Origin of the sequence: Xanthomonas fragariae (genome assembly GCF_900183975.1) — a bacterium.
Taxonomy (GTDB): domain Bacteria; phylum Pseudomonadota; class Gammaproteobacteria; order Xanthomonadales; family Xanthomonadaceae; genus Xanthomonas; species Xanthomonas fragariae.
The window spans coordinates 2,990,606-3,014,623 of the sequence record NZ_LT853882.1 but is presented as its reverse complement, the minus strand read 5'-3'; the positions used below and the strand labels follow the sequence as shown (position 1 = coordinate 3,014,623).

General features: G+C 62.7%; 17 protein-coding genes, 5 pseudogenes and 1 riboswitch. Of the genes and pseudogenes, 10 read left to right on the top strand and 12 right to left on the bottom strand.

All coding sequences use genetic code 11. The features are described 5' to 3' along the window. Positions 1 to 115: 115 nt before the first annotated feature. Positions 116 to 1,006, bottom strand: coding sequence for an Hsp33 family molecular chaperone HslO (gene hslO, locus PD885_RS13950; protein ID WP_002811262.1), 891 nt, complete (start codon positions 1,004 to 1,006; stop codon positions 116 to 118). Positions 1,007 to 1,079: 73 nt separating this feature from the next. On the opposite strand from hslO, the gene mtgA reads away from it, so the two are divergent. From mtgA to PD885_RS13935, 3 genes are read left to right on the top strand one after another with little or no spacing between them, the layout of a single operon-like run. After that, positions 1,080 to 1,817 carry a monofunctional biosynthetic peptidoglycan transglycosylase gene (gene mtgA, locus PD885_RS13945; protein ID WP_002811261.1) on the top strand — a complete coding sequence of 246 codons (738 nt, stop codon included), beginning with the start codon at positions 1,080 to 1,082 and terminating at the stop codon, positions 1,815 to 1,817. Continuing rightward, positions 1,814 to 2,866: a glycosyltransferase family 2 protein gene (locus PD885_RS13940; RefSeq protein ID WP_088056942.1), complete on the top strand. Its 1,053-nt coding sequence runs from the start codon at positions 1,814 to 1,816 to the stop codon at positions 2,864 to 2,866. The genes mtgA and PD885_RS13940 overlap by 4 nt, the downstream gene beginning before the upstream one ends. Continuing rightward, a complete protein-coding gene (locus PD885_RS13935; RefSeq protein WP_088056941.1) occupies positions 2,826 to 3,254 on the top strand; it encodes a CBS domain-containing protein in 429 nt (142 codons plus the stop codon). The genes PD885_RS13940 and PD885_RS13935 overlap by 41 nt, the downstream gene beginning before the upstream one ends. Positions 3,255 to 3,410: 156 nt before the next feature. Here the strand turns inward: PD885_RS13935 and PD885_RS13930 are convergent, their stop codons facing one another. The 4 genes and pseudogenes from PD885_RS13930 to PD885_RS13915 all read right to left on the bottom strand — a co-directional run. Next, positions 3,411 to 5,324 carry an AsmA family protein gene (locus PD885_RS13930; protein ID WP_088061177.1) on the bottom strand — a complete coding sequence of 638 codons (1,914 nt, stop codon included), beginning with the start codon at positions 5,322 to 5,324 and terminating at the stop codon, positions 3,411 to 3,413. 100 nt (positions 5,325 to 5,424) lie between these two features. Next, the gene (gene trhA / locus PD885_RS13925) at positions 5,425 to 6,069 is read right to left on the bottom strand and encodes a PAQR family membrane homeostasis protein TrhA (RefSeq protein ID WP_002811257.1); all 645 of its coding nucleotides are present in this window, start codon (positions 6,067 to 6,069) and stop codon (positions 5,425 to 5,427) included. 76 nt (positions 6,070 to 6,145) lie between these two features. Further along, entirely contained in the window at positions 6,146 to 7,750 is a 1,605-nt protein-coding gene (locus PD885_RS13920) for a peptide chain release factor 3 (protein WP_002811255.1), read from the bottom strand. A 137-nt stretch (positions 7,751 to 7,887) separates the two neighbouring features. Then, positions 7,888 to 8,403 (bottom strand): annotated as a pseudogene (locus PD885_RS13915) (M23 family metallopeptidase); the annotation flags it as partial. Positions 8,404 to 8,456: 53 nt separating this feature from the next. Here PD885_RS13915 and PD885_RS13910 point away from each other — a divergent pair. The 4 genes and pseudogenes from PD885_RS13910 to PD885_RS13890 all read left to right on the top strand — a co-directional run bounded on the left by PD885_RS13910 (position 8,457) and on the right by PD885_RS13890 (position 13,269). Continuing rightward, positions 8,457 to 9,213 (top strand): annotated as a pseudogene (locus tag PD885_RS13910) (IS5 family transposase). 534 nt (positions 9,214 to 9,747) lie between these two features. Then, a riboswitch (SAM riboswitch) is annotated at positions 9,748 to 9,867 on the top strand. A gap of 71 nt (positions 9,868 to 9,938) precedes the next feature. Then, positions 9,939 to 10,970, top strand: a complete 1,032-nt coding sequence (gene metX, locus PD885_RS13900) for a homoserine O-succinyltransferase MetX (RefSeq protein ID WP_002811252.1) — start codon at positions 9,939 to 9,941, stop codon at positions 10,968 to 10,970. Beyond that, the gene (locus PD885_RS13895) at positions 10,967 to 12,184 is read left to right on the top strand and encodes an O-succinylhomoserine (thiol)-lyase (protein ID WP_002811251.1); all 1,218 of its coding nucleotides are present in this window, start codon (positions 10,967 to 10,969) and stop codon (positions 12,182 to 12,184) included. The genes metX and PD885_RS13895 overlap by 4 nt, the downstream gene beginning before the upstream one ends. Further along, the gene (locus PD885_RS13890; RefSeq protein WP_002811250.1) at positions 12,181 to 13,269 is read left to right on the top strand and encodes a homoserine dehydrogenase family protein; all 1,089 of its coding nucleotides are present in this window, start codon (positions 12,181 to 12,183) and stop codon (positions 13,267 to 13,269) included. Before PD885_RS13895 ends, PD885_RS13890 begins: the two co-directional genes overlap by 4 nt. Positions 13,270 to 13,461: 192 nt before the next feature. Here the strand turns inward: PD885_RS13890 and PD885_RS13885 are convergent, their stop codons facing one another. After that, positions 13,462 to 14,457 carry an alpha/beta fold hydrolase gene (locus tag PD885_RS13885; protein WP_040762879.1) on the bottom strand — a complete coding sequence of 332 codons (996 nt, stop codon included), beginning with the start codon at positions 14,455 to 14,457 and terminating at the stop codon, positions 13,462 to 13,464. Between the two features lie 538 nt (positions 14,458 to 14,995). Here PD885_RS13885 and PD885_RS20860 point away from each other — a divergent pair. After that, on the top strand, positions 14,996 to 15,487 hold the full coding sequence (locus PD885_RS20860; RefSeq protein WP_134656590.1) for a hypothetical protein: 492 nt from the start codon (positions 14,996 to 14,998) through the stop codon (positions 15,485 to 15,487). A gap of 112 nt (positions 15,488 to 15,599) precedes the next feature. Here the strand turns inward: PD885_RS20860 and PD885_RS13875 are convergent. Together PD885_RS13875 and PD885_RS13870 are read right to left on the bottom strand one after the other, a co-directional pair. After that, positions 15,600 to 15,740 (bottom strand): annotated as a pseudogene (locus PD885_RS13875) (PLP-dependent transferase); the annotation flags it as partial. Positions 15,741 to 15,845: 105 nt separating this feature from the next. After that, positions 15,846 to 17,227, bottom strand: a pseudogene (locus PD885_RS13870) (L-serine ammonia-lyase). Between the two features lie 92 nt (positions 17,228 to 17,319). On the opposite strand from PD885_RS13870, the gene PD885_RS13865 reads away from it, so the two are divergent. Next, positions 17,320 to 17,547 (top strand): glutaredoxin family protein, encoded by a 228-nt coding sequence (locus tag PD885_RS13865; RefSeq protein ID WP_002811241.1) that lies wholly within the window; start codon positions 17,320 to 17,322, stop codon positions 17,545 to 17,547. A 181-nt stretch (positions 17,548 to 17,728) separates the two neighbouring features. On the opposite strand, the gene PD885_RS13860 is transcribed toward PD885_RS13865, so the two are convergent. The 3 genes from PD885_RS13860 to PD885_RS13850 are packed head-to-tail and all read right to left on the bottom strand — an operon-like array spanning position 17,729 to position 19,527. Continuing rightward, positions 17,729 to 18,298: a YceI family protein gene (locus tag PD885_RS13860; RefSeq protein WP_002811239.1), complete on the bottom strand. Its 570-nt coding sequence runs from the start codon at positions 18,296 to 18,298 to the stop codon at positions 17,729 to 17,731. Between the two features lie 9 nt (positions 18,299 to 18,307). Beyond that, a complete protein-coding gene (locus PD885_RS13855) occupies positions 18,308 to 18,871 on the bottom strand; it encodes a cytochrome b (RefSeq protein ID WP_002811236.1) in 564 nt (187 codons plus the stop codon). A 2-nt stretch (positions 18,872 to 18,873) separates the two neighbouring features. Further along, positions 18,874 to 19,527 carry a YceI family protein gene (locus tag PD885_RS13850; protein ID WP_002811233.1) on the bottom strand — a complete coding sequence of 218 codons (654 nt, stop codon included), beginning with the start codon at positions 19,525 to 19,527 and terminating at the stop codon, positions 18,874 to 18,876. A gap of 94 nt (positions 19,528 to 19,621) precedes the next feature. Here PD885_RS13850 and PD885_RS13845 point away from each other — a divergent pair, with 94 nt between their 5' ends. Then, positions 19,622 to 23,191 carry a hybrid sensor histidine kinase/response regulator gene (locus tag PD885_RS13845; protein WP_088056939.1) on the top strand — a complete coding sequence of 1,190 codons (3,570 nt, stop codon included), beginning with the start codon at positions 19,622 to 19,624 and terminating at the stop codon, positions 23,189 to 23,191. On the opposite strand, the pseudogene PD885_RS13840 reads toward PD885_RS13845, so the two are convergent. Next, positions 23,188 to 23,998: pseudogene (locus tag PD885_RS13840) on the bottom strand (IS5 family transposase). The gene PD885_RS13845 and the pseudogene PD885_RS13840 overlap by 4 nt on opposite strands. Positions 23,999 to 24,018 lie beyond the last annotated feature (20 nt).

Here is a 24,018-nt window from a genome sequence, read left to right as displayed (position 1 = left end):
GAGTTTGGACCCAGGGGCAGTTGTTAAGTTCCCGAGAGCGGGCAAGGAGGATGCTAGGGTGTTTATGATTATTTAACAAGTGGCCACGTTCCCCAGAACGCACCCGCAATGCTATCTACTGCAATCTTTCCGGCGCTTCTTGCGACGGCTGCGCCGCGCTGAACAGTACGTCCAGCGCGGTCAACGGAAAGTGATACTCACGGCCGCAGAATTCGCAGCGCACCTCGACCTCGCCAGTTGCTTCGGCGGCGGCACGTGCCTCTTTTTCGCCTAGGGATTGCAGCATCGAGGCGACCCGCTCGCGCGAGCAAGAGCAGCCGAAGCTGAGCGGTTTGCTGCCCAGTAGTTGCGGGCCTTCCTCGTGAAACAAGCGGTGCAGCAGGTTTTCGCCAGCGACCGAAAGCAGCTCCGGTGCGCGCAGGGTGTCGAACAGCGCGCCGATGCGGCTCCAGCCGTCATTGTCGCCCTCGTCGCCCGGCAGCTGCTGCAGCAACAAGCCAGCCGCCTGGTCCGGGCCTGCGGCCAGCAATAGGCGGGTCGGTAGCTGTTCGGACTGGTGGAAGTAGGTTTCGAAGGCTTCGGCCAAGTTCGGGGCCTGCATGCTGACCAGGCTCTGGTAGCGCTGCGGTTCGCGCGGGTCCAGGCCTGGGTTTTCGATGGTAATCGCCAGCAGGGCCGTCTCGCCAAGCTTGCGTAAGTCGGTGGGCGCATCTGCACCGTCGGCCAGCTGCACGATGCCGCGCATGGTGCCGGCCGCGGTACATTCGGCGAACAAGGTGCGCAGCGTTTCGTTACCACGCAACTGCACCGACAGGCGCCCGCCGACCTTGGTATGGCCGGTGAACAATGCAGCAGCGACGACCGCCTCGCCGAGCAACCGGCGTGCGGCCGGCGGGTACTCGGCTGCGCCCTGGATGTCGTGCCAGGCCTGGGTCAGGCGTACGTGAACACCGCGCACACCGGCGCCAGGCAGCAGAAAACGGGAAAGCTGATCGTGATCGGTCATGGAAACATCGGACGTAAGGGACGCCGGTTGCCGGATAATGCAACAAGCACCGAATGAAAGGTCGTAGCAAACAATGGGGACGGATGCATGGGATGGCAAGCTGGTGGCGCCGCTGCGGCGCAAGCGCTGGCTGCGCTGGATATTGGCAGCACCGCTGCTGTTCGCCGCGGCGAGCGTGTTGCAGGTGCTGGTACTGCGAGTGGCCGATCCACCGATCAGCAGCATGATGGTGGGGCGCTATCTGGAAGCCTGGGGCGAGGGCGACTGGAGTTTTTCGCTGCATCAGCAATGGCGTGACTATGACGCGATCGCCGCTAGCTTGCCGATTTCGGTGGTGGCTGCGGAAGATCAGCAGTTTCCTGTCCACCATGGCTTCGATCTGCAAGCCATCGAAAAGGCGCGCGATCACAACGCCCGCGGCGGGCGCATGCGCGGGGCGAGCACGATCAGCCAGCAGGTTGCCAAGAATGTATTCCTGTGGCAGGGCCGCAGTTGGGTACGCAAGATTCTGGAGGCTTGGTACACGGTGCTGATCGAGTTGTTCTGGCCCAAGCAGCGGATTCTGGAAATGTATCTTAACGTGGCCGAGTTCGGCGATGGGGTGTACGGCGCACAAGCTGCCGCGCGGCAGTTCTGGGGTAAGGATGCAGCGGGCTTGTTGCCGGCCGAATCCGCATGTTTGGCGGCGGTGTTGCCCTCGCCACGTCGCTATGACGCGCGGCGCCCCGGTGCTTACGTGCAACGGCGCGCCGCGTGGATCCAACAGCAGGCGCGGCAGTTGGGCGGCGCTGCGTATCTGCACGCACCGTGAGCGTGCATACGTTCGAGGCAACGCAGTTGCCGGTTGCAGCAGATCGCCTCACGGTGGTTATCGTAGCCTATAACGAAGAAGCCAGCATTCCATTGCTGCACCCGCGCCTGTGCGAGGTGCTTGCGGGGTTGAGCGAATTGCAGACGCACGTGCTGTATGTCGACGACGGTAGCACCGATGGCACCTGGGACGTGGTGCAGGTGCTCGCCGACGCCGATATGCGGGTGAGCGCGGTGCGGCTGTCGCGTAATTTTGGCAAGGAGGTGGCGATTTCCGCAGGCCTGGATCATGTCTTGCCGGGTGCGGTGGTGCTGCTGGACGCCGATGGCCAGGATCCGCCGGAACTGATTCCGGAATTCGTCGCGCTGTGGCGTACGGGTTACGACAACATCTTTGGTACGCGGATTTTTCGCGAAGGCGAGAGCTGGCTCAAGCGCAGTGCCGCGCATGCGTTCTATCGCGTGATCCGACGGTTGTCGCGCACTCCGATCCCTGCCGACACCGGTGACTTTCGCTTGTTGTCGCCGCGTGTGGTGCAGGCCTTGCAGCAGTTACGCGAGCGCCACCGTTTTATGAAGGGGCTGTTTGGCTGGGTCGGATTTCGCCAGGTGGCGTTACCGTATCGGCGTGCGCCTCGGCTATCGGGGCGCAGCAAGTTCACGGTGTGGCGGTTGTGGAATTTTGCGCTGGATGGCATTACCAGCTTTTCCACGCTACCTCTGCGTGCGGCCACGTATTTGGGGCTGCTCACCGCGGTGGTCGCATTCCTGTTCGGTGGCTGGGTAGTAATCAAGGCAGCGCTGATGGGCGACCCGGTAGCCGGTTGGCCGACCATGATGTCGGTGATCCTGTTCCTGGGTGGTATCCAGCTGATTGCGTTGGGCCTGATCGGCGAATACCTGGGCCGGTTGTACGAAGAGGCCAAGCAGCGCCCGCTGTATCTGGTCGATACCCACCGCGGCATAGTGGGAGTAGTCTCCGATCAACAGACCAAGCGCGGAGGGTGCCATGCAGACCGTACGACAGTTGTTGGGGACCAAACAGGTTGAGGTATTCGCGGTTGCGGCCGATGCTGCAGTGATCGAAGCGATCAGCTTGATGGCCGACAAGGGCATCGGTGCGGTGCTGGTGTTGGACGGGCCGCGCTTGGTCGGCATTGTGTCCGAGCGCGATTACGCGCGCAAAATCGTGTTGCGCGATCGCTCCTCTGCGACCACCAGCGTTGCCGAAATCATGAGTGCCGAGGTGGTGACGGTATCGCCATCGGACACGGTGGAGCACTGCATGCGACTGATGACCGATGGACGCTTCCGACATTTGCCGGTGATCGAAAACGGCCGCGTGCAGGGGGTGATTTCGATCGGCGATCTGGTCAAGGCGGTGATCGTGACGCAGCAGCGTGACATCGATCAATTACAGCGTTATATCGCCAGTTAAAGCGCGTGTCGCAGTGAGAGCTGCTTGCAGAACGTAATGAGCGGTCATCGGGGCTGCCACGCTTGGCACGAGCGAGGCCTGGAACCGGAGCATACAAGTAGCCCGGTTCCAGCACCGCCGTGTCAGTCGGCGACCGCGCAGGTCTGCCGGCCATTCTTACCGCGCGTACTTGCCACCACAATCGCTGTCCTTGCCCGGGCCCGGCTCGAAGGTCGCCAGTAAGGCGGCCGGCGGCGCGATGCTGCCGAGCGCAATTGCAATCGCACCGCGCACGGCCAGCGCCTTGAAGTCAGGGTGGAAGGTCGGATCCTTGAAGGTTCCGCCGATCCGCAGCGGTGAGCGCAGGCTCAGAATGCTACGGTCCTTCGGGCGTGGGCGCAGCAGCAGATCGAGTGTTTCATTTTTGAGGCTGATATTGCCGTCGCCGACGATGATGGTGTCGGTGCTATCGAAGGCCAATGCGCGCGATTGCATCAGGCCGTCCTGCACGCCGAAGTCGCCGAAGATGCAGCGCACCGGGATCTGACGGTCTTTGGTCACCAGGTATTTCAACGATTCGGCAATATCCAGGCCAGCGAGCTCCATGATCAGGTTGCCGACGTGGCCGCGGCCCATGCCGACGCCGATCGCGCCATCGGCGGTGCCGAGCATGGCGGCGATCGAGTTGCCGCGACCGCGCAGATTCAGTTCGCCGCCGATCGCGCCAGAAGCCTGTTTTGCCAAGGTGGCATCGGGAAACAGCTGATCCAGACGAATGCCGCTAATGCCAGCCTTCAATTGCGTGGTGATGATCGCGTTGCGCGCGTCCATGCGGATGGTGGAACGGATATCGCCACCAGCAACGCCGAAGTTGAGCGGGTCCAGCTGCAGCAGGCCGCCTTTCAAGCTCAACGAGGCATCCATGTCTTCCAGTGGCCAGGAGGGGGCATTGATGCGCTGCGCACGCCAACGCACTTGCGCATCCATCGCACGCAGTTTGGACAAGTCGTATGGCGTACTCGGCAAGACACGTGTGCTGGCAGCGAGTTGCGCAGCTTGCTTTTTCTGCTCGGCATTGGCCGACTCGTTGGCACTGGTCTTGGGTGGTGCACCGACAAAGCCGGCCAAGTCATCGAAATCAAGCCGTTTGGAAGCCAGGTCCGCGCGCAGGAACGGACGCTTGTTGCGCAGGTCGACTTCCGCAGTGCCTGACAGATCGCTGTCGCCAGCGGTCCCGGTAAATTTTTCATAGTGCCAGACATCGCCGTCGCGACGCAGGCGGCCATCGAGCTTGTACGGCGGTGTCGAGGGCATGGCCATGCCGGTCAGCGGATACAGGTCTTGCATGTCCTGGCCGCTGAGCGCCATTTGCAGATCGATGGCCTGAAACTGGAATGGATTGGTCAGCGTGCCGCGCACATGTGTCCGCGTGGCGCCGGCACTGCCGCGCAGGTCGATGCGGAACGGATGTTCGCTTTGGCTCAGTTCCAGCGGTGAAGCGGTATCGCCCTTGAGTGTGAAGGGGTAGCCCTTCCAGCGGCCTTTGCCTTCGATGCCGATCGGGGCCGCGCGCTGATCACTGTTTGGTGGAGCCAGGCTGTTGATCGCGACATCCACGTCCGAGCGATTGGCGTCGTCGATGTATTGCAGCCGCCCATTGTTCACCAGCAGCCGGCCCAGGCGTGGCCTCGTCCCGTCGCTATCGTTCTGGTCGAAGACCCAGTTGCCAGGATGGGTAGCGTTGCCGGCTTCCAGCACTACGCTCGGGTGCTCCAGGCGGATTTCCGGCAAGCGCACTTTGCCGCGAAGCAGGGGCCACAGTTCGACATCGATTTCTGCCGAATTCAACTCGGCCATGGGGCCGCGTTTGGACCACTGCGCATTGGCCAGAAGCATTCGCTCGCCGCGCACCGTCGTGGTGCGGGCGAGATCTACATGCAGATGGCCGAGGTGAAACTCGCGACCGATCTTGGCGCTGACCACGCGTTCGACCGGGCCGCGTAACCAGTTCCAATCGAACACGAGCACGAAGATCACCACGATGGTGGCGACGATGCCGAGCCCGATCCACCAACGCCGACGACGTGGCATGCGGGAGGACGGAGCAGCAGAGGATTTGGTCAGGTCGTTCACGTTACCAATGGTTGGCGATGCCTCGTGCACGGCGCGCGAACGCGCCGAACATCACAGATCACACCACCTGCGCGATGACTGCAACGAAGTGGCAAGCGCTACCGGCAAGCACGAACAGATGCCAGATTGCATGGAAATAGCGTTGTGTGTCGCGTTGGTAGAAATACGTACCCAACGTATAGAAGAGCCCGCCGGCCAGCAGCCAGCACAACGACCAGGAATCGACAGAGCGTAGCAACGGTTGGATCGCCACGACGATCAGCCAGCCCATTGCCAGATACAGCACCGTCGACAGCAGGCGAAAGCGGCCGGTGAAAAACAGTTTGAAGATCACCCCTGCGGCAGCAATCGTCCAGATGGCGGCAAACAATCCCCAACCCCAGGAGTCGCGTAGATTGATCAGCGTAAAGGGCGTGTAGGTGCCGGCGATCAATAGATAGATCGCGCAGTGATCCAGTATTTGCAGGCGTGCTTTGGTGCCCGGATGCGGGATGGCATGAAACAGCGTGGAGGCGACGTAGAGCAGGATCAGCGTCGCACTGAAGACGATGGAGGTGGCCAGCTGCCAGCGGTCGCCATAGATGGCCGCCAGCGTGATCAGCACCGAGCCACCGGCCAAGGCAGCAATTGCACCCAGGCCGTGGGTTACGGCACTGGCGATCTCATCGCGCAGGTCGATCGAGGGGGAGGCGTCTGCGTTCATGCCAAAAAAGGTACCGTAATTGCGAGCAATTCGCATCGCTGGCAGTTGCGTTTCCTTGCATCGGTTCAAGCGCAGGTCAATCGATCGCCTTGGCATGCGCATGCTCGCGCGTGGCCGAGAAGCGCACGTCCGGCGCGCGTTCCTGTGCCAGCTGCAGGTTGACCCGGGTCGGTGCGAGATAGACCAGCTGGCCGGCCGCATCGATGCCCAGATTACCGGCATTTTTCTCGCGGAACTCCTCCAGCTTCTTCGGGTTTTCGCAATGCACCCAGCGCGCCGTGGTCACGCTCACCGGTTCGAAAATCGCATCCACGCCGTACTCGTCCTTGAGCCGGTAGGCCACTACGTCGAACTGCAGCACGCCCACTGCGCCCAGGATCAGATCGTTGCTCATCAACGGGCGGAAGAACTGGGTGGCGCCTTCTTCGGACAGCTGCGCCAGGCCCTTTTGCAACTGCTTGAGCTTGAGCGGGTCGCGCAGGCGTGCGCGGCGGAACAACTCCGGCGCGAAGTTGGGAATGCCGGTGAACGACAGCGATTCGCCTTCGGTGAAGGTGTCGCCGATGGAGATGGTGCCGTGGTTGTGGATGCCGATGACATCGCCCGGCCAGGCTTCGGCGGCGATCTCGCGATCGGAGGCCATGAAGGTCAACGCATTGGCCAGCTTGACGTCCTTGCCGCTGCGCACGTGCAGGGTCTTCATGCCGGCGGTGAACTTGCCCGAGCACACGCGCATGAAGGCCACGCGGTCGCGATGCTGCGGGTCCATGTTGGCCTGGATCTTGAACACGAAGCCGCTGAGTTTGGCTTCGGTGGGCTGCACGCGACGGCCGGTGGTGTCGCGCGCCTGCGGTGGCGGTGCGTGTTCGATAAAGAAATCCAGCAGCGGCTGCACGCCGAAGTTATTGACGCCTGAGCCGAAGAACACTGGGGTCTGCTGGCCGGCGCGATATGCCTCCAGATCGAATGGATTGCTGGCGCCTTGCACCAGTTCCAATTCATCGCGCAGCTCGGCCAGCATCTGCTTACCGATTTTCTCGACCAGGCCCGACGCATCCAGCGACGGGAAGATGGTCGAGTCCTGGCGGGTGAAGTTGCGGCCCTGTTCGTACAGATGCACTTCGCCGGTGATCAGATGCACCACGCCCTTCAAACGCTGGCCCATGCCGATCGGCCAGGTCACCGGTGCGCACTGGATGCCGAGCACGGTCTCGACTTCATCCAGCAGATCGATCGGATTCTTGCCCTCGCGATCGAGCTTGTTGATGAAGGTCATGATGGGCGTATCGCGCAGGCGGCAGACTTCCATCAGCTTGATGGTGCGTTCTTCCACGCCCTTGGCCACGTCGATGACCATCAACGCCGAGTCGACCGCGGTCAGCACCCGATAGGTGTCCTCGCCGAAATCGGCATGGCCGGGGGTGTCGAGCAGATTGACGATCTTGCCTTCGTACGGGAACTGCATCACCGAGGAGGTCACCGAGATGCCGCGCTCCTTTTCCAGTGCCATCCAGTCCGAGGTGGCGTGACGCGCAGCCTTGCGGCCCTTGACCGAGCCGGCCATCTGGATCGCACCGCCGAACAGCAACAGCTTTTCGGTCAGCGTGGTTTTGCCGGCATCGGGGTGGGAAATGATGGCGAAGGTGCGGCGGCGCGCGGCTTCGTTGGAGACGTCGGACATGGACTGAGCGCGCCCGGTCGGACGCCTGCGGAAACTGAGGAAGCGAACGATTATAGCTGCTTCGGTGGGGCGGGCCTTTACGGCGGGGGTGCGGACCCCTCCGCTTTCGGGTTCGGCCACGGCCTCAGCGCCTGGGTTCAGGGGGCCGGCGAGGGAAACTGCAGCCCGCCCTGCGGGCCCATCATGCGGAACGGCAGCGAGACGAGCTGCAGATCGGCATTGCGCTGGATTGCAAAATGCAGTTGCGGAGCGGTGCTGAAGCCGGTGTTGCCCGAGGCGCCCAGGCGCTCGCCGGTGCGGACCATCTGGCCGATATGTACCGTCAAACCGCCAGGCGCCAGGTGGGCGTAGATCGCCATGCTGCCGTCGGCGTGCAGCACGCGCACCAGGTTGCCTCCACCTGCTGCCAAATCGTGCGGGCCGCCTTCGATGACATTGCGTTGCACCTGCATGACCATGCCTTCGCGCGCTGCCAGCACAGGCGTGCCCTGCGGCATTGCGAAGTCCACCGCATACCAGTTGGGTCGGTCGGTATGACTGAAGTGCCCGCCGAAGCCCTGATCTACCTGCACCGCAACGTCGCGGAACGGCAGCTGGTAGTGCACTGGCTGCGGGTGTGCCTGTGGATCGCCGGGCACCACATCGAGTTTAAGAGCGTCTAACAAAACCCCTTGAATCTTGTCTCGCCGGTGGCAAAATTGCGGACATGACACGTCGCAAAGAGATCCCCCATTGCGCTGTGGAAGCGCATCGAGCCGCTGATTCCGCAAGTGAAGCGTTCGCCCAAAGGTGGACGGCCGCGTATCAGTGATCAGCAAGCCCTCAACGGCATCGTCTATGTCCTGCGCACGGGCGCGCCGTGGGAAGACCTGCCTATGGAGCTGGGCTACGGCAGCGGCATGACCTGCTGGCGTCGGTTGCGTGATTGGCAGGCCGCCGGTGTGTGGCATCGTCTGCATCAGGTGTTGCTGGCCGAGCTATGTCGCGCTCAGACGCTGGACCTGAGCCGAGCTGGTCTGGACGCCGCTAGCGTAGCCTCCCCCCGGGGGCCCATACACCGGGCCGAACCCGACCGATCGCGGCAAACGCGGCAGCAAACGGCATCTGATCGTCGATCGCAACGGCATCCCCTTGGCGGTGTGCGTCACCGGCGCCAATCGGCACGACTCGGTCGTGTTCGAGGAGTTGATCGACGCCTTGCCGCCAATTGGTGGCAAACCAGGGCGCCTGCGACGTTGGCCAGCCTCAAGCAGCGCGGCATCATTGCGCGGATCGCACGCAAGGGGATCGCGCGCAACGACCGGTTGGGCCGTCATCGCTGGGTCGTCGAGCGCACCCATACCTGGTTCGCAGGCATGGGCAAACTGCGCATCCGCTTTGAACGCCGCATCGATCTCCACTTGGCGTTGCTCTCGCTTGCTTGCTCCATCGTCTGCTTACGGCTTCTTCCTGGGTTTTGTTAGCCGCTCTAAGTCCAAGCCCGCTTAGCGTGCGCTGGTTGCTGGCAGGATACAGCCGGGCCAGCAGGCGGCGCTCGTGCGCGTCCATTTGCAGCGTCAGTGGCAATTGCGGCACGGCGCGGTAATCTTCGCTGGGCGTTGCGCTCAGGCGGATTTGCGCAGGCCCCGCCAGTGGATTGACGACCCAGGCCAGGTAGGCAGGGGCCTGCCATTCCAGTTGCAGTGATGGGACGCTGCCGGCCGGTACGGGCGCTATCTGCGACGTCGTTGCGCCTGGTGAGGTCGTGCCCGCAGCCCCGTACCAATGCCAGCGCTGTTGCGCAGCGGTCGACGTCGCACAGGCCAGCAGCGCACCGACATATGTCAAGGCGAGTGCGTGCAGGGCCGGGCGGGGCACGTTGTGAGGCACGCCATCGACTCGGACCAAGAAGGGCGCAAGTATGCGGCTCGTCACGACGCTGGTGGTATCGGATGAAAATATATCTTTCCATCCGCATGAAGCGATTGACATTGCACAGCGGCGGTGGCATCTTGGCCTCACCATCGAGACCGGCGGAGGGACAGGCCCTTTGATGCCGGGGCAGCCAGCGGAGCGCGCAAGCGCCCGCGTTTGGTGCCAAATCCTGCGGGGACTTTGCGTCCGCCGAAAGATGGTTCGAGTCGTGCCCTGGGCACGTCGAACGCGAGCTCCCGCGAAGCTCGATGGCCGATCCACCCTGGACATCGCCATGAACCTCGTGAATACAGCATCGCCGTCTACCAACGATTACGCCTATACATCCGTCGTCACTGATGACGGTTTGACTGCAGTGCGCGGCGATCTTGTCATCGCCTTGCCGATGCGGTATGCCGGCATGCGCGAGGTGCGGCTGCGCTACGAATTGGTTGGCGCGGCCAATGCGCCGGTGGTGTTCGTGGCCGGCGGTATTTCTGCGCACCGCCATCTGGCCGCCAGTGCGCTGTTTCCCGAGAAGGGCTGGGTGGACGGGCTGGTCGGCAGCGGCCGCGCACTGGATCCTGCATCGCGCCGCTTGCTGGCATTCGATTTCCTCGGCGCCGACGGCACGCTGGACGCGCCGATCGATACTGCCGACCAGGCCGATGCGATCGCCGCATTGCTGGATGCGCTGGGGATTGCGCGCTTGCATGGCTATGTCGGCTATTCGTATGGTGCCTTGGTCGGTCTGCAATTGGCCACCCGCCATGCCGCGCGCGTCGGCACCTTGGTCGCGGTGAGCGGTGCGCATCGCGCGCATCCGTATGCTGCCGCGTGGCGCGCATTGCAGCGTCGCGCGGTGGCACTGGGCCAGCTGCAGTGCGCTGAAAATCACGGGCTGGCGCTGGCGCGGCAGTTCGCCATGCTCAGCTACCGCACGCCGGAAGAATTCAGCGAGCGCTTCGACGCGCCGCCGGAAGTGATCAATGGCCGCGTGCGTGTGGCGGCCGAAGACTATCTCGACGCCGCCGGTGCGCGGTACGTGGCACGTACGCCGGTGAACGCGTATTTGCGCTTGTCCGAATCCATCGATCTGCATCGCATCGACCCGGCGCAGGTGCGCGTGCCCACCGTCGTGGTAGCGGTGGAGGGCGATCGCCTGGTGCCGCTGGCCGACTTGGTCAGCCTTGTCGAAGGCTTGAGCCCGCGCGGTAGTCTGCGCGTGTTGCGCTCGCCCTATGGCCATGACGCCTTCCTGAAAGAAATTGATCGCATTGATGCGATCCTCACTACTGCCCTTCGCATCACCGGAGAAACCGCATGAGCTTTCGTGACCCCACCGACGCCCCTTGTACTGCTGCCACTGCCGCCGTCCGCGCCGGTATCGATCGCGATACCGCCTATGGTGCGGTGACACCGCCGATCGTGCTGTCGTCGAACTTCTCCTTCGATGGCTTCGGCAACAAGCGCCAGTACGATTACACCCGCAGCGGCAATCCCACCCGCGATCTGCTCGGCGAAGCGCTGGCCGAGCTGGAAGGCGGCGCGGGCGGTGTGATCACCTCCACTGGCATGGGCGCGATCAACCTGGTGCTCAATGCGCTGCTGCAGCCCGGCGATACACTGGTGGTGCCACACGATGCATACGGCGGCAGCTGGCGCTTGTTCAATGCGCTGGCGAAGAAGGGCCACTTCGCACTGATCACCGCCGACCTCACCGACCCGCGCTCGCTGGCCGATGCGTTGGCGCATTCACCCAAGCTGGTGCTGATCGAGACGCCGTCCAATCCCTTGCTTCGCATCACCGATCTACGTTTCGTCATCGAAGCTGCGAACAAGGTTGGTGCGTTGACGGTGGTAGACAACACGTTCCTGTCGCCGGCACTGCAAAAGCCGTTGGAATTCGGCGCCGATCTGGTGCTGCATTCCACTACCAAGTACATCAATGGCCACAGCGATGTGGTGGGCGGTGCGGTGGTTGCGCGTGACCCTGAGTTGCATCAGCAACTGGTGTGGTGGGCCAATGCGCTGGGCCTGACCGGCTCGCCGTTCGATGCATTTCTGACCTTGCGCGGTCTGCGCACGCTGGATGCACGTCTGCGCGTGCATCAGGAAAACGCCGACGCAATTGCCCAATTGCTGGACGTGCATGCGGTGGTCAATCAAGTGTATTTCCCGGGTCTTGTGGCGCATCCGGGGCATGCATTGGCCGCGCGCCAGCAGAAGGGTTTTGGCGCGATGATGAGTTTTGAACTGGAAGGTGGCGAAGCTGCTGTGCGCGCGTTCGTCGACGGCTTGCGCTATTTCACCCTGGCAGAATCGCTGGGCGGTGTGGAAAGCCTGATCGCTCATCCGGCATCGATGACGCATGCAGCGATGACCGCTGAAGCACGCGCTGAAGCCGGGATTTCCGATGGTTTGCTGCGGTTGTCGATCGGTATCGAATCGGCCGAAGACCTGCTGATCGATCTGCGCGCCGGGCTGGCACGCGCCCAGGCGACCCTGACCACCGCAACCCGCAAACAGGTCGACGCGTGAGCAGTGTGCTGCCTGTTTCGCGCCGTGCTTCGGCGGCAACAGTGACGCCGACGCCACGCCTGGCCTTGCTTGGCACTGGCACCGTGGGCCGCGCCTTCGTGACGCGCTATACCGCGCTCCAGAAGCGCCAGCTGCGCTTGCCGCGCTTCGACTGGCTGGCCAATTCGCGTATCGCTCACGACTGTGGCGTCAGTGCAGAACAGGCGCTGCAACTGGCCAATGCCGCGCCGCGCGGCCAAGCGGTGTTGCAACCGTGGGCAGAAACCGCTGCGCTGCGTGCCGGCGATGTGCTGGTGGACGCGACCGCCAGCGACCTGGTGGCCGATTGGCACGTCGAATGGCTGTTGCGTGGTGTGCACGTGGTCACTGCCAACAAGCTGGCACAGGGCACCGCATTGTCGCGTGCGCAGGCATTGCAAGCGGCGCGTCACGCCAGTGGTGCGCACTACGGCGATAGCGCGACTGTAGGTGCTGGGCTGCCGGTGTTGAGCAGCGTGCGCGCGTTGGTGGCTGGCGGCGATCATATTCATTCGATCGAAGGTGTGTTGTCCGGATCGTTGGCGTGGTTGTTTCATCGCTACGATGGCAGTGGCGCGTTTTCCGAATGCGTGCGTGAGGCGATGGCAGTCGGTTACACCGAGCCGGACCCGCGGATCGATCTATCCGGCGAGGATGTGCGGCGCAAGTTGTTGATCCTGGCGCGTGCGGCCGGTTGGCAGCTGGAGGCCGAGCAGGTGCATGTGGATTCGCTGGTTCCGGCCAGCATCGCAAGGCTGTCGCTTGTCGAGTTGGATACACAGTTGGATGCACTGGATGCGGGCATGGATGCACGCTGGCAACAGGCACGCGCCGCAGGGCGTTGCTTACGCTTGGTCGGTCGCGTGGATGCGCATGGAGCAAGCGTCGGCCTGCGTGAGTTGGCGCTGGATCATCCGCTTGCCGGTGGCTCCGGTACCGATAACCGTGTCGCCATCAGTAGCGATCGCTATCGCCAACAGCCGTTATTGATCCAGGGGCCCGGCGCTGGCGCCGAAGTGACTGCAGCGGCGTTGCTGGATGATGTGCTGCGAATCGTTGCGGGGTGACGATCTGACGATCCGACGATCCAGAAAGAGGCGAGGCCTGTCTCTGGATCGGACTGTCACTGCCTGCGCAGACGATCAACCTGTCGCTTTAAATAAGAGCGGCCAACAAAACGACTGCGCAATCGCCAAGCGGCCGTGGCCGGTGTTCGGAATCGGCAGTTGCCCAGGCCGTGTGTCATGCCTGGCCTCCAATCACTGCGCAATCGTCTTCAATAACGCGGCATTGAAGCGTTTCGGATCCTGCACCTGCGGCGAGTGCCCAAGGTCGGCGAACTCGACCAGTTTCACGTTCGAAATCGCTTGAGCAGCACGCTTGCCCAACTTTGCATAATCGCCGACGCGCGCCTTGACCTCCGGGGGCGCAGTGTCCTTGCCGATCGCGGTGCGGTCCTTGAGGCCGATGAACAGCGTCGTCGGCACCGCCAGCTTGGGCAGTTCGTACACCACCGGCTGGTTGAACACCATGTCGTAGGTCAGCGCCTGATTCCATGCCACCGCCTGCCTGCCGTTGCCCAGCGACATGCCGGCCTGCATGCGCGCCCAGTGTTCGAACTCTGGCTTCCATTGGCCAGCGTAGTACACATCCATTTGATATTTCTTGATCCGTTCGAAGCTGGTCTTCAGTTCGTTGTCATACCAGGCATCGACGCTGCGCCACGGAATGCCTTCGGCCTTCCAGTCTTCCAGGCCGATCGGGTCGACCAGTGCCAGATGCTCGGTGGCTTGCGGGTACATCAGCGCATAACGGATCGCGAGCATGCCGCCCATCGAATGCCCGACCACCACCGCGCGTTCGATGCCTAATTTTTCCAGCAATGCATGCGTGTTGTCGGCCAGCTGCGCGAACGAAAATTGATAGGTGGCAGGCTTGCTGGATTTGCAAAAGCCCACCTGGTCCGGAGCGATGACGCGGTAGCCGGCCTGGCTCAACGCGGCGATGGCCTGTTCCCAGGTGGCTGCGCAGAAATTCTTGCCATGCAGCAGTACGGTGGTATGTCCGTTGGGCTTGCCGGTGGGCGCGACATCCAGGTACGCCATTTCCAGCGGCCGCTGTTGCGAGGTGAACGCGTAGGTCTTGACCGGGTATGGGTAGTCGAAGCCTTCCAGGCGCGGGCCGTAGGTGGTTTCCTGCGCCATCAGCGGGCTGCAGGCCATGGCAAGGGCCAGAGTGCACACAAGCTGTCGCATCGCGATTTCCTTCTGAATCCAGCCTGCAACGGTACACATGTGGGTGTGGTGATTGCGTACAACGCATCAGTGCGCGTGCTGGTGCGCCTGCAATGCAGGATCGGTTAGCTGCGTAGGTCGTGCGGTGGCGGGTGAGCTGGCCATGCGCCTGCAGATGCTCGGCAGGGAGCCGAGTTCTGCTTCGCTCAACGAGCATGCATTTCAGAGCGTAAGCGGATTGCATTTTGGATTCGGGTTTGAATGCATCGACCTTGATTGTTGAGCAGGACAGATGCTGATGAGGCCAACCACATCGACGCCGTTTTTGCGCACGGGCAAAACAGAGGCGCCAAACGATATCCAGTCATCTACCGAGCATGGAGGCCACGTGTTGCCTCAGCAAGTCGACCCCCACGTCAATGCGCAATTGGCGCGAAGTTTTCCGCGGCGCCCCGTGCATCCGGCACCTTTTCGGCCCCCGCGCGCGTCTGTTGGCGAGCGCGTTGCAGAGAGTGTCGCAACCACAGCTGCTACCTTACGCGTGCTCCCCAATAGCGCGATGCGTCTTGCCCCGGCCTTGTTTGCGTACAGCATCGCCAGAAACGATCCAAACGTGCGAGCCTGCTGGGCGATCGCTGGTGGCTGCGGTCTTGTGGGGCACATAGGGCTACGTGGCGTCGAGCAGGTGGCGCGATATGCGCAAAGCGGCGCGCGCTGGTATGCGGCAGTGCGTTCCTCACGACCTGTCACGGTCGCTGGCAGGGCAAAAGAATTGGGAACTAGTGAAGCGTGTTTGTACGAGGCGCTGGATTTGGTCACCATGCTCGGGGAGGAGCAAGGCGAGATCGAGATGAGCGAGGCTGAATTGAACGCGCTTGCCAAGGATCTGCATCATATTGCGACGGAACAGAAAATGCGCTTGGATCCTGATCTTTGGCGTGCGGCCAGCGGGCATGGCGATAATGCATCCGCGCTGATTGGCCATCTGCTGGAACTTGCAAGAAGCCGCGCGGAGGTTGCATCGTCGCTGGCATCGTCCGCGACGAACTGACGCGCCCAAACGTGGGCTCGGCAGTGGGAAATGCGCTCGCATCGGTTACTTCGCTGCCTGCGCCAGATCCCAGTCAGTGTCGCTTTGGCACGTGCCAAGCCGGATAATCAAATCATTCGGCGGATTCGATACCAATCGACACGATACCGATCGAAAAACGCAGCAAACCGTCTGAAATTCTGGCCGCAGCGCGGGCGTCTCGGGGCATCGCTGCATGCGTCATCGACGCCGGATGCGCGATCAGACTTTCGATGTCAGGCGAATTGGCCATTGCATTCGATACCGCGCCGCACTTGGGCGCGCCATCACGATCGCATGCCATTACCTTCAAATGCAGCGCAGCAAGACATGCTGCGGTTCAGCATTCGATCACGTTCACTGCCAGGCCGCCACGGCTGGTTTCCTTGTATTTGTCACGCATATCGCGGCCGGTGTCGCGCATGGTCTTGATGACTTTGTCCAGCGACACCTTGTGCTTGCCGTCGCCGCGCATGGCCATGCGGCTGGCGTTGATCGCCTTGACTGCGCCCATCGCGTTGCGTTCGATACACGGGATCTGCACCAGCCCGCCGATGGGGTCGCAGGTGAGGCCGAGGTTGTGCTCCATGCCGATTTCCGCCGCGTTTTCGATCTGCCCCGGGTTGCCGCCGAGCGCGGCAACCAAGCCGCCGGCCGCCATCGAGCAGGCCACGCCCACTTCGCCCTGACAACCGACTTTGGCGCCGGAGATCGAGGCGTTTTGTTTATAGAGAATGCCGGTGGCCGCAGCGGTGAGCAGGAAGTCGAAGATGCGCTGTTATGAGGCGCCGGCACAGAAGCGATCGAAGTAATGCAGCACGGACGGAATGATGCCGGCCGCGCCATCGGTCGGCGCAGTGACCACGCGACCGCCGGCTGCGTTCTCTTCGTTGACAGCGAGTGCGTAGAGATTGACCCAGTCCAGCGTGGTCAACGGATCGCGCATCGCCGCTTCCGGTTTTGACGAAAGTTCGCGATACATTGCCGGTGCGCGCCGCGAAACGTTCAAGCCGCCAGGCAGCGTGCCTTCTTCACGGATGCCGCGCCCCACACAGGATTGCATCGCATTCCACAGTTCGCGCAGGCCCCGCGGATCTCGTCTTCGCTACGCCAGCTTTTTTCGTTTTCGAACATCAGCGCGGCAATGCTCAGGCCGCTACGCGCGCACTGCGCCAGCAGTTCGTTGCCGCTGAGGAACGAATAGGGCAGCGGTGTTTCGTCGGCCACGATGCGGCCGTCGGCGGCGTCGTCCTGGTTGACCACAAAGCCACCGCCGACGGAATAATAGTCGCGCGTGGCGATCACACCGTCATCGGCATCGTAGGCGGTGAAGCGCATGCCGTTACCGTGGTGCGGTAGTTTCTGCCGCTTGTTCATCGGCAGATCGCGTTTTTCGTCGAAAGCGATGGCGTGCTGGCCCAACAAGCTGATGCGCTCGCTGGCGCGGATGCGCTCCAGCGTTGCCGGGATGATGTCCGGGTTGATCAGATGCGGGCGGTGGCCTTCCAATCCGAGCAATACGGCCTTGTCGGTGCCGTGGCCGCGGCCGGTCAAGGCCAGCGAACCGAACATCTCGGCACGGATGCGCACCACGTCCTGCAGGCGGCCGGCGTCGAGCAGCCAGCCGTGCACGAAGCGCTCGGCGGCGCGCATCGGACCCACAGTGTGTGAGGAACTGGGACCGATGCCGATTTTGAATAAGTCGAATGTGCTGACAGCCATGCTTGCCGACGAGGTGAGCGAAAGGCGGCTATTCTAGTCGGCCAGCAATTGCGGCACGGCTGCAGTGCAGCATTGAGGGACGTGCGACGGCCTTGATTCTCTATCAGCGCGACGCTTGCCACCTGTGCGACCAGGCCGTGGAAGTGCTGGTGCAGGCGCGCGCAGGCGAGTTCAGCAGCGTATTTATCGATGACGATGCGGCGCTTGAACTCGCTTATGGTGAGCGCGTGCCCGTGCTGCGCGATGCGCTTGGTCGCGAGTTGGCTTGGCCGTTCGATTGGCAGCGTTTGCGAGCGTGGCTGGACGCCGCTGTGCGTTGATATGTGCCTGTGCCGTTGCTCCGCACCGGGCGTTGGTGTGAGTGCGCATTGTCGGCGTCCTTGAGACGGATACCGGGTCTAGCTGTTGCGCGGCGTCATCCACCGCCAAGGCACAAAAAAACGGCGGAGCTGACGAGGTAATCCGCCGTTCAATGGCCGCGTCCGGTTGCGGCCGGTGGCGTTACTTCGCCTTCAACACGACCTTGGTACTGATCGCGGTTTCGTTGGGAATGGTGTTGGTGTCGGCCCAGTCGCCGCTGCCCACGCCGAAGTCCAGCCGTTTCACCACTGCCTTGCCGGCCAGCACCGGCTGCGCGCCGGATGTCCAGGTAAAGGTGAGCGTGACCGGCCTGCTGACGCCTCGCAGCTCCAGCGTACCGTCGGCGGCGTACTGGTTGCCGCCGAGTGCACGAAACTTGTCAGCGCGATAACGCGCGGTGGCGAACTTGGCGACATTGAAGAAATCCGGCCCCTGCAGGGTCGAATCGCGGTCGTCGTTGCCGCTCTTGGCACCGGCCAGCGCAATGCGTACATCCAGCTTGGCGCCAGCCAGGTTGCTCGGATCGAAGCTCAGCGTGGTGTCGAAGCGCGGGAAACTGCCGGTGAACACTTCACCGTCGTACTTGCTGGCAAACACCAGCGACGAGCCGGGCGCCTGCACGTAATCGGCGGCAAGCACCGGCGCGGCGGCGAACGTGGCAACCAATGAGGTAGCAACTAGCAGCGGCGAGGCAAACAACTTGGACGACATGTGGAATCCTTAGGGTTTGGAAGAGAGCCAGCCGCGCGGCAACATCCGGGCCAAGGTGGCATCACGCTGGAACAGGTGGTGGTAGAGCGCGGCACCGGCGTGCGCCAGCACCACGGCGCTCAACAGCCAGAACCCCCACGTGTGGATGAAATGCGCAATCGCGCGCAATCGTTCGTCCGGCGGGCTGAGCTTAGGGACCGCAAACAGACCGAACCAACGGAATGGACGCAAGCCGCTGGTGGAATCGTATAACCAGCCCGACAGTGGCATGGCGAAGAGCATTGCGTACAACAGGCAGTGGGTGAGGCCGGCGATGCGTTTCTGCCAGCGCGGCGTGCCGGCCACCGGCGGCGGTGCACCCGCATGGATGCGCCAGCCGAGCCGTACGATCACCAGTGCCAACACGGTCAGGCCCACCGATTTGTGTGCGGTGTAGACCCAGAAATATTTCGGCGTCTTGGGCAACTCGCCCATGGTCAGGCCCACAATGCCCAGGACCAAAATCAACAGCGCGATCAGCCAGTGCAAGGTCTGGCTGACACCGCCCCAGCGTTCGACGTTCTTCAGGCTCATGCTTACGATTCCGGGCTGGCTGCGGCGTCAGGCGTGGCGGGGACTGTCTGCGGTTCGGGCGCGTCGTCGGCGCGGCCTTCGCGTACGGCTTCGGCTTCGATCCGCAGTTCCACCGTGTCGCCGATCATCGATTTCCACGCATCGATCCCGAACTCTGCACGGCTCAGTGTGGCGGTGGCAGAGAAGCCGGCGGTGCGTCGGAATGGCGGCAGCGGATGGCGTTTGAGCACATTGAGGGTGACCTCCAGGGTGACCGGGCGGGATACCCCGCGCAGGGTCAGGTTACCGGTGACTTTGGCGTGGTTTTGGCCGCTGGCTTCGACGCGGGTGGAGACGAAATGCGCGTCGGGAAACCGCTCGGCGTCGAGTAGGTTGCGTGCCAAGGTGGCGTCGTTCCACTTGGCATCTCCCAGGTCGGCGCGGCGTAGCGGCACGGTGACGTCAAGGCGCGCTGCGGCCCAGTCGTCCGGGTCGAAGACCAACGTGCCATTACTTCCGGAAACGGTGCCCAATGCCTTGGAAAAACCGGAGTGTTCGACTGCGAACAACACTCGGGTATGCACCGGATCCAGTGCGTAGCGCACCGGCGCAGCGCTAGCGGCAAGGCTGGTCACTACCAGGGCGGGAAACACCAACAGGCGGGCGAAGGTTGTCATGGGTCGATTCTAGACACATCCCGACGACGCGCGCCGCTTGCGCTCGCAACGATCCGTTGCGAGCATGCTGGCTGGACGTGGAAGGGATGCCCACATGCGTGCGCTTGTCGTTGTGCTGGTGTTGCTGCTGGGCGTGTTTCCGTGCGCGGCGAAGATTCCGGAGATACCACGCTTTCGGATCGTGGGTCCCAGCGAAGGGCTGCCGTCGACCATGGTGATTGCCATCAACCAGGATCGTGCCGGCTACCTGTGGCTCGGCACCTTGGATGGTCTTGTGCGTTACGACGGTGCAGGATTCAAAACCTGGCGTCACGACACGACCGATCCTGCGTCGTTGCCCTGCAACGCGATCCAGGCGCTCCACATCGATGCGTTGGACAGGATCTGGATCGGGTGCGGCAAGACACTGAGCGTCATGGACGCTGGTCGCAGTGGCTTCCGGCATTACCACGCCGCTGATTATCCATTGATGAAAGACGGCGAGATCTACAGCATCGCTGCGTTCGACGGTGATATCTGGGCCGGAACCACGACCGGCGCGCTGGTTCGCATCGATGCCGGTGGGACGATGGCGTCGGTGGATCTGGGCGCGGTGGAAGGCGAGCTGGATCAGGCCATGGTCATGAACCTAGCAGCGGACACGCGGCACCGGTTGTGGATCGGAACCAGCAGCGGCCTGGCCTATTACGACGGAAGGCGCCTGCGTCGTGAGTATATTCCGGACGAACCGAACCGGCAGTCAGCTATCTTTGGTCTGCAGTGGACTGGAGACCGTCTGTGGCTGGGCAGCGAGTCCGGATTGCATGTCATGAGGTCCGATGATCGATGGCAGCCGCTCGCCTGGGGCACGATGTTCGGTAACGGCAACGAGTTCTGGGGCGCAGTGGCTGCTCCGGACGGCGAATTCTGGCTGGGGAGCGGACGCGGTCTGTGGCGCACGCATGGCGAGCGTCCGCCGGTACCTGCTTTCAGTGGCGAGGGGCCGTTGTCACGCCGAAATGTCATCGGTCTGCTGGGAGCGGCCGATGGGGGGTTGTGGGTTCCGATGCATGGCACCGGTCTCGGGTATTTGCCGGCAGATTGGAAGCGCAGTGCCGTGCTTAAACCCGCCGTGCCGACCGGGGATGCCATGTATTGCAACCTGGCGCCTGCCACACGTTCCGGTGGCTTGTGGCAGGCCGATGCGGAAGGTCATCTGTTGCGCGTCGATCCGAGCACCGGCGACACGTTTCAGACAGGTCTGCAGTCGCCGTATCTCAAGGGAATGGAGTTGGTATCGGCGCTGGAGGATCACCTGCAACGGGTGTGGCTGGGCAATTTAAGTTTTGGTCTGTCGCGGATGGATCTGCGCACCGGGGAGTTCATCCACTGGCCGTCCGATGGCCCCGAACCGGCATCGGCGCTATCGGCGCCGGATTGGATCATCGAGCATAACGATACGGTGTGGATGGCGTTCATCGACATGGTGCAGCAGCGCGATCTGCGCAGCGGCCGGGTCCTGCAGCGCATCACGCAACAAGACTTGCATGGTCTGCGCGACATCGGCATACAGCAGCTGGAGCAAGGCCCCGATGGGCGAGTCTGGGTTGCGGGTGAGGGCGGCATGTTCGCGTGGGACCAAGCATCACGCCGCTTCGTGCCGGTTGCAGGTCTCCAAGGGACGCCGATCCAGGCATTTGCAAGCCAATCACCGGAGACGGTGTGGGTGTATCGGGCCACCGGTGCAGAGCAATGGAAAAAAACCGCAACACGCTGGGCGCGTGTACGCCACGTGGGCGAAGCCGACGGGCTGAATGGGTTCGACGCGTCCGCAATGCAGCTAGACCCGCGTGGCCGGGTCTGGATTTCCAGTTTGCGTGGGCTGTGGCGGATCGACCCCTCGGCAACGCCGGCACGGTTGCGCAATATCGGCACGCGCGATGGCTTGACCAGTCAGGAGTTCATCCAGCATTGCCTGTTGATGTCGGGCGACACTTTGATTGGTGCGACCAGCGATGGCTCTACCGTCTTACTGGATACCGCGATGCCCGATATCCCACCTTTTGTTCCTGCATTGCAGTTGGAACATGTCAGCGTGCTACGCAATGGTGCACGCGTCGCGTTGCCGATGGATCGCCCGTTTCAGTTGGGACCGGGTGATCGCCAGTTGCAGGTCATCAGCCGACTACTGTCGTACAGCGATCCTCTTTCCAATCGTTATCGCAGTTTCTTGAAAGGTTTTGACACCGAATGGCAGACGTCGGGCAATGCGGGTATCCGCGAATTTGCCAGCCTGCCTGCCGGCAACTATGAGCTCGCGTTGCAGGGAGTGGATCCTCTGGGAAATCGCTCGCAGGTGCAGACGCTGCAGTTCTCGGTCAAGCCGCCATGGTGGCGCAGCGACGCGGGCATCGCTCTGACCTGCATGTCGGGATTGCTGCTCAGCGCGTTGCTTGCGGCCGCTTATCGCCGGCGTGTACGTATGCGTGCGCAGTGGCAGTTGGCGCAGCACAAGCGCGAGCTTGCAGAGCAGGCGTCGTTGGCCAAGACACGCTTTCTTGCCACCCTGGGGCACGAGGTGCGTACGCCGATGACCGGCGTACTGGGCATGAGCGAGTTGCTGTTGCAGACGCCGTTGGATGGGCGTCAGCAAGGCTACGCGAGTGCGATCCAGCTAGCGGGCAAGCATCTGCTGCGTCTGGTCAACGATGCACTGGATCTGGCCCGGATCGAGGCCGGCAAACTGCCGCTGGAGTACCGCGACTTCAATTTGCGTCAACTGATCAGACAAGTGGCCGGGCTGGTGCGCCCGAGTGCCGGGCAGAAGCAGCTGGCCTTCGAATGCGTGCTGGATGATGCATTGCCGCCGGCATTGCATGGCGATGACAGTCGGGTGCAGCAGATATTGCTTAATCTGCTCTTCAACGCGATCAAGTTTACCGAGCGCGGTAGCGTGCACTTACGCGTTTCGCCACTGCCGCAAAATACGACGCAGGGAATTCGGGTAGAGGTACGCGACACCGGCCCGGGCATGAGCCAGGAGCAGCGCGGGCGTTTGTTCCAGCGCTTCGAGCAGGCGGAGGGAGCACTTACGCTCGCGCGGTACGGGGGCAGCGGACTGGGGCTGGCGATTTGCCGCGAGCTCGCAGCGGCGATGGGCGGCGCGGTGACGGTCAGCAGTGAGTTGGGGCAGGGTGCATGTTTCGTGGTCGAACTGCCGTTGCGCTGGGTGGCTGTGTTACCGGCACTGACGCCGACTGCGACACATGCACCTCCGCTTCACGATCGGGCGCCGTTGCAGATGTTGTTGGTCGAAGACGACCCGACTGTGGCGCAGGTGATCGTGGGATTGCTACAGACGCGCGGTCATCACGTTACCCATGTTCTGCATGGTCTTGCGGCCTTGGCTGAGGTGAGTACGCACAGTTTCGATGCAGGCCTGTGCGACCTGGATCTGCCTGGTCTCGATGGCGCGGCGCTGGTGGCGCAGCTGCGCGCGCGCGGCGTGCGCTTCCCGATTGTTGCAGTGACCGCGCGTGCCGATGCCGATGCCGAACCGCAAGCGATGGCGGCTGGCTGCAATGGCTTTCTGCGTAAGCCGGTGACCGGCGATTTGCTTGCGCAAGCCTTGGCGCGGGTGCTCGCCGACGCCGGCGACACGCAGGACAGTGCGACCGCCGATTAAGATTGGCTAACAAAAACCAAGAAGCAGCCATCAGCAGATGATGGAGCAAGCAAGAGCAGCGCCAGGTGGAGATCGATGCGGCGTTCAAAGCCGATGCGCAGCTTGTGCACCCCTGCGAACCAGGCAGGTGTGCGCTCGACGACCCAGCGATGACGGCCTAAACGGTCGTTGCGCTCGATCCGCTTGCGGGCGATCCGCGCAATGCTGCCGCGTTTCCTGAGGTGGTCGCGGCAGCGAGCGATGTCGTATGCCTTGTCGGCGTGCAGTTTGTCTGGTCAGCGTCGTCGGCTCCCTGCTTTGCCGCCAATCGGCGGCAAAGCAGGGAGCCACTCCTCAAACACCACCGAGTCGTGGCGATGGGCGCCAGTGACACACACCGCTAAAGGCACGCCGTTGCGGTCGACAATCAGATGCCGCTTGCTGCCGAGTTTGCCGCAGGCGGTCGGGTTCGGTCCTGTGTACGCGGCCCCAGGGGGGGGGCACGCTGGCGGCGTCCAGGCTTGCTCGGCTCAGATCCAGCTTTTCGGCGCGACCTAGCTCTGCCAGCAACACCTGATGCAGACGATGCCAGACACCGCTGGCTTGCCAATCACGCAGCCGGCGCCAGCAGGTCATGCCGCTGCCATCGCCTAGCGCCAGAAGCAGTTCTTCCCACGGCATACCGGTGCGCCGGACATAGATGACGCCGTTGAGGGCCTGCTGATCGCTGATACGCGGCCGTCCGCCTTTAGGCGAACGCTTCACTTGCGGAATCAGCAGCTCGATGCGCCTCCACAGCGCAATGGGGATCTCCTTGCGACTTGCCATGTTTGCAATTTTGCCGGCGA

What these genes read in the sequence shown, in the direction of transcription:
- hslO (WP_002811262.1), bottom strand. Translation starts at nt 1,006, where the DNA reads ATGACCGATCACGATCAGCTTTCCCGTTTTCTGCTGCCTGGCGCCGGT.
- mtgA (WP_002811261.1), top strand. Translation starts at nt 1,080, where the DNA reads ATGGGGACGGATGCATGGGATGGCAAGCTGGTGGCGCCGCTGCGGCGC.
- PD885_RS13935 (WP_088056941.1), top strand. Translation starts at nt 2,826, where the DNA reads ATGCAGACCGTACGACAGTTGTTGGGGACCAAACAGGTTGAGGTATTC.
- PD885_RS13930 (WP_088061177.1), bottom strand. Translation starts at nt 5,324, where the DNA reads ATGCCACGTCGTCGGCGTTGGTGGATCGGGCTCGGCATCGTCGCCACC.
- trhA (WP_002811257.1), bottom strand. Translation starts at nt 6,069, where the DNA reads ATGAACGCAGACGCCTCCCCCTCGATCGACCTGCGCGATGAGATCGCC.
- PD885_RS13920 (WP_002811255.1), bottom strand. Translation starts at nt 7,750, where the DNA reads ATGTCCGACGTCTCCAACGAAGCCGCGCGCCGCCGCACCTTCGCCATC.
- metX (WP_002811252.1), top strand. Translation starts at nt 9,939, where the DNA reads ATGAACCTCGTGAATACAGCATCGCCGTCTACCAACGATTACGCCTAT.
- PD885_RS13895 (WP_002811251.1), top strand. Translation starts at nt 10,967, where the DNA reads ATGAGCTTTCGTGACCCCACCGACGCCCCTTGTACTGCTGCCACTGCC.
- PD885_RS13885 (WP_040762879.1), bottom strand. Translation starts at nt 14,457, where the DNA reads ATGCGACAGCTTGTGTGCACTCTGGCCCTTGCCATGGCCTGCAGCCCG.
- PD885_RS20860 (WP_134656590.1), top strand. Translation starts at nt 14,996, where the DNA reads ATGCGTCTTGCCCCGGCCTTGTTTGCGTACAGCATCGCCAGAAACGAT.
- PD885_RS13860 (WP_002811239.1), bottom strand. Translation starts at nt 18,298, where the DNA reads ATGTCGTCCAAGTTGTTTGCCTCGCCGCTGCTAGTTGCTACCTCATTG.
- PD885_RS13855 (WP_002811236.1), bottom strand. Translation starts at nt 18,871, where the DNA reads ATGAGCCTGAAGAACGTCGAACGCTGGGGCGGTGTCAGCCAGACCTTG.
- PD885_RS13850 (WP_002811233.1), bottom strand. Translation starts at nt 19,527, where the DNA reads ATGACAACCTTCGCCCGCCTGTTGGTGTTTCCCGCCCTGGTAGTGACC.
- PD885_RS13845 (WP_088056939.1), top strand. Translation starts at nt 19,622, where the DNA reads ATGCGTGCGCTTGTCGTTGTGCTGGTGTTGCTGCTGGGCGTGTTTCCG.